The following is a 4297-nucleotide window of genomic DNA, read 5'->3' as shown; positions in this document are numbered from 1 at the left end:
GGGGGGGGGGGGGGGGGGGGGGGGGGGGGGGGGGCGCCGGGGGGGGGGGGGGGGGGGGGGGGGGGGGGGGGGGGGGGGGGGGGGGGGCCCGGGCCCACAGGGGGGGGGGGGGGGGCCGGCGGCTGTGGGGGAACGATGGGGATCAGCTGGGCCAGGCCCTCGGCGTAGCTGAAGGTCTCGCTTCGCCATCGGGGCAGCGGGGCGGGGTCGCTGACGCATTCGGTGACGGCTGCGAGGAGGGCGGCGGGGGTGTCGGTGCTGGCGGTGGCGTACCAGGCAGCGCGGTCGGTGGAGGTGCCGGCCCACAGGTGCCAGCGGGCGGTGCGGGTGGTCAGCTCGGCCTCCGGGTCGAGGTGGCCGCGGGTGAACTCCAGCCGGGCGAGCCCGTCGGGTGCCTGGATCGCGAAGACGCCCTGCTGGGAGGTGCTGATCTGCCAGCCGCGGTGGATGAGCGGGGCGACCGCGCGGTACGGGTCGCGGTCCGCGTGCAGGTGGTCCGGCGCCGCGAGGTAGGCGTCCGGCCCCTGCTCGTACGCTGCGGCGAGCTCGGTGGTGAAGGCGGTCACGAACTCGGTGGGGCAGTTGTCGTTGAAGCAGGCGCCCCAGGTCGGCGGGGCGAAGGCGTCCTGGTAGGCGTTGATGCGCCACAGTCCGTCGTCCTCGCCCTCGGGCAGGTAGCCGAGGCGGACCCGGCCGTCGGGGGCCTGGACGTAGACGTTGGCGAGGTCGTCGTGGTGCAGGTCCCAGCCGAGCGCGAGGAGCGGGGCGAGCGCCGGGTCGCCCGTCGCGGTGGCGGCGGCCAGGTGCCGCGGAAAGACGTAGACGTCCCCGTCGAGGTCGTCAGCCGGATCGGGGCGGGCGCTCATCGGTGTGCCCGGGTGGTCACGGTGATCTCGGCGGCGGTCGCATCGAGGCGTTCGTTGACCGTGGTGGTGTCGCGGCCGGTGACGATGAAGTGCCCGGCGCGGGCGGTGAACACGTCGCCCTCCGGGGGCAGCAGGAGCCGGTCGCCGAGCCGGCGGGTCCACTTCACCTGCCGCAGCCAGCGGGCGCGGGTGGCGAAAGGCGGGTTGATGTGCCGTGCGGTGAGGGCGCCCGAGGCGGTGGGGTAGAGCATGCGGATGCCCGCAGCCCGGTGGCGGGTGGGGGTGAGGTCCGGCGCGGTGCCGCAGGCGAGGTCGGCGGCGGCCCGGGCCAGGTCGATGCCGGTGGCGAGGTGGACGAGGTGGCCGATCAGGTCGCCGGCGATGCGGGCGTTGACCTCGATCAGCCGGGGCCGGCCGTCGACCAGGCGCATCTCGACGTGCTGGATGCCGTCGGTGAGGCCCAGGGCCTTGATCGCGGCGGCGGCCACCGGCGCGGCCTGGGCGAGGAGGGGGTCGCCGGCGTCGACGGTGTGCCCGGTCTCCACGAAGTACGGCGGGGGTCCGAGGGTTTTGCGGGTGACGGCGACGGCGGTGGTGGTGCCGCGGTGGGTGACGCATTCGACGGAGAGTTCCGGGCCGTCGAGGTACTCCTCGACCAGCACGGCGGTGTCCTCGCGGCTCCGGTCTGCGGCGGATGCGGCGAACTGGTAGGCGTCGGCGAGTTCTTCGGGCCGGTCGATACGGATCGCGCCGATGCCGGCGGCCAGCGCGGTGGGCTTGAGGACGGCGGGGTAGCCGAGGGCCATCGTGGCCAGTCCGGCCTCCAGCAGGGTCCGGGCCCGCATCGCGGCCGCCGACGGCACCCCGTCGCGGGCGAACAACGCCCGGGCGGTGGCCTTGTTGCGGCACGCCCGCACCGTCTCGATGGGATTCGTCGGCAGGCCGAGCGCGTAGGCGAGGCGCGCGGTGGCAACGAGGTACCACTCGTCCCAGGTGAGGACGCCGGCCAGTTCGTGGCGTGCGGCCAGGGCCCGGCCGGCGGCGAGCAGTTCGGCGTCGTCGCGGAGGTCGGCGACGGCGTGGTCGACGATGTGTGGCTGCTCCCATGACGGTTCGGTGGCGGTCAGCAGGACGACGTCATAGATGGCGGCCACCTGTTCCAGGCAGTAGCCGCGATACGTCTGGTCGCCGGGCGAGACGACGAGCACGACGGGGCGAGCGGACAAGAAGGAACTCTCCGAATCGGTGAACGGCAAGACGGTGGGAGTGCAACGGGTGCTCAGGCGGCGCGGCGGCGGCGCAGCTCGAACGCGCTGCTCCACTGGGGGTGTGCGGCGATCAGCTGGCGGGCGTAGAGGGCGGTGAAGTTGTTGTTCAGCCCGGCCACCCCGTCCGGGAGATCGCGGCGCAGGTCCTCGAAGAGGTCCTTGAGGCCCACCCGTGTGGCGCCAGCGGCGAGGTGGCGGGCGGTCATGCGCTCCAGGGCGCGGAAGACGTGCGGGTTATGGGTGTGGAAGGCGTGGAACCGCTCGGTGATGGTGCGACCGTCCGCACGGTGCGCTGCGGGGCAGGAAGAGGACACGAGGAAGTTCTCCACAACGCTGAGGAGGGCTGGGGTCAGGTGCGCAGGGCGGGGTCGGTGCGCAGGCGGGCGAAGGCGAGGAACAGCCCGAGTGCCTGCAAGGCGGCGCAGGCAGTGAAGACGTGGCCCAGCGCGGCGGGTGGCGTGAGCGCGGTCAGGACGCCGGCGACGGGGAACGGCAGCAAGAGGATCAAGATGCTCGCCGCGAGGGTGCTGCCGAACTGGGCTGGGGGGATCAGGCGGGAGCGCAGCGTGCGCAGGACGACGCTCAGGCCGCCGTCCGCCGCCATCAGGACCGCGACCAGGACCAGATAGATGAGGTAGTCGGAGGCTTGGGCGGCGGCGAGGCAGGCCAGTGCGGCGAGTCCGGCGCAGGTGGCGCCGCCGGGCCACAGGCCGAGGCGGTCGATCGCGAACCGGCAGACGGCGACGGCCAGCAACGTGGCCGCCGCGGCGGCGGACCAGAGGAGGCCGACGGCGGTGGTCGACCGCCCGTAGTGGTCGACGACGATCACGGGACCTGCGGCCTGGATGCGGTGGGCCCGCGGCCCGGCCCGGCGGCCGGCGGCGGCGCCGGCGGTCTCGGCCGCGATATAGCTGAACTCGGTGAGCGCCCCCGTCACGGCCGCGAGGATCATCACCGCCACTCGCGCCCCCGCGCCGGCCGGGTGGAGGAAGAGGGCGAGGGCGCCGGCGGCGAGGGCCAGCGCGCGGCCGAGGGAGGCGAGGCAGAAGACGGCCGCGGCCCCGTGCCGGTCGACCAGCGCCCCGGCCCACCCGAACGCCGCCAGCCGGGGCACCCATTCCAGGGCGAACGCCAGCCCCGTCAGGGCCCCGGACCCGGTGGTGGCCAGGACCAGGAGCGGAAGGCCGTACGTCGACATCGCCAAAACGAGAGCATCGGCCGTGCGAGGCAGATAGATGCCGCTTAGCAGCCCCGCGGCGGGGCGGTCGTACCGGGGCGCGGGGTGCCCGCTCACGCGGCAGGCCGCGCGGCGTACGTACTCAGCCACTGGCGCAGCAGTTCCCGGGGACCGGCCGGATCCGCGTCGGCCCGCGTACCGGGCAGCCGGGCGTGCGCCGGGCCGCGGTCATCGGCCGCGTTGGGGGCGAGGGTCTGCTCCAGCAGGCGGAAGGTGTGCTGGATGCGGCTGGTGAAGTCCGCCGCCGCCCTCGGGTAGGCGTGGCGGCGGGCCCAGCGGGCGGTGGCGTCGTAGACGTCGGCCAGCTCCGCGCCGGCCACCGTCAGGCACAGCCCGTCGGCGGGGCGGCCGTGGATGAGGCCGAGGGCGCGGGCCGCGCCGGTGGCCTGGCGCAGGCGGTGCGGGGAGAGGTCGGCGAGCGTGCGGGCCAGCCCGCGCGGCGCGATCGGGCCGTTGTCGTCGATCTCGGTGATCAGACGGATCACGGAGGGCGAGGACAGTATCGCCACGGTGTGGCGCAGGTCGGCCGCGCTGAACGAGGCGGTCATCGGCGCGGGCCTCCCGCCGGAAGCGCCGTCGTCGGGCGGGCCGGGGCGGCGTGGGAGAACAGGTCGCGGTTGTGCCACGCCGAGGGCCCGATCTGCCCCGCGCTAACCGGCACGGGCTGGGCCGTGGGAGCCGGTGGACGCGGCAGGTTGCTGACCCACGGCTGCGGCGCGCTCCCCTCGTGCGGGTGTCCCCAGACCGGGTGCCGGGCGGCGTGGGCGAGGGGGTGTCCGGCGGACCACGCGGACAGCGCGCCCAGGACCGGTGCCAGGCCGTCGCCCGCCGCCGAGAGGCGGTAGGGCTGTCCGGGGCCGTCGGTGTCGACCAGGCCGTCGGCGACGAGCTGGCGCAGCGGCGGGTAGACGTTGCTCCCGTCGCTG

The 4297-nt window shown here is 75.4% G+C and carries 6 protein-coding genes; all 6 read right to left on the bottom strand.

Going from position 1 to position 4297, the window contains the following annotated elements; translation table 11 throughout:
- On the bottom strand, positions 1–866 hold an 866-nt coding region (locus ACFU99_RS35020), incomplete at its 3' end, for a DUF317 domain-containing protein (RefSeq protein WP_384400043.1).
- Positions 863–2092 (bottom strand): acetyl-CoA carboxylase biotin carboxylase subunit family protein, encoded by a 1230-nt coding sequence (locus tag ACFU99_RS35015; RefSeq protein ID WP_384400040.1) that lies wholly within the window; start codon positions 2090–2092, stop codon positions 863–865. The genes ACFU99_RS35015 and ACFU99_RS35020, both read right to left, overlap by 4 nt.
- Before the next feature lie 53 nt (positions 2093–2145).
- Positions 2146–2448: a hypothetical protein gene (locus ACFU99_RS35010; protein ID WP_384400038.1), complete on the bottom strand. Its 303-nt coding sequence runs from the start codon at positions 2446–2448 to the stop codon at positions 2146–2148.
- Between the two features lie 35 nt (positions 2449–2483).
- The gene (locus ACFU99_RS35005; protein WP_384400046.1) at positions 2484–3428 is read right to left on the bottom strand and encodes an MFS transporter; all 945 of its coding nucleotides are present in this window, start codon (positions 3426–3428) and stop codon (positions 2484–2486) included.
- Entirely contained in the window at positions 3425–3919 is a 495-nt protein-coding gene (locus ACFU99_RS35000) for a hypothetical protein (RefSeq protein ID WP_384400035.1), read from the bottom strand. The genes ACFU99_RS35005 and ACFU99_RS35000 overlap by 4 nt, the downstream gene beginning before the upstream one ends.
- A partial coding sequence (locus ACFU99_RS34995; protein WP_384400032.1) for a winged helix-turn-helix transcriptional regulator occupies positions 3916–4297 on the bottom strand: 382 nt, incomplete at its 5' end. The genes ACFU99_RS34995 and ACFU99_RS35000, both read right to left, overlap by 4 nt.

The organism is Streptomyces sp. NPDC057654, from assembly GCF_042800135.1.
Taxonomy (GTDB): domain Bacteria; phylum Actinomycetota; class Actinomycetes; order Streptomycetales; family Streptomycetaceae; genus Streptomyces.
The sequence above is the reverse complement of the archived record's forward strand: the minus strand, read 5'-3'. Positions and strand labels throughout refer to the sequence as shown.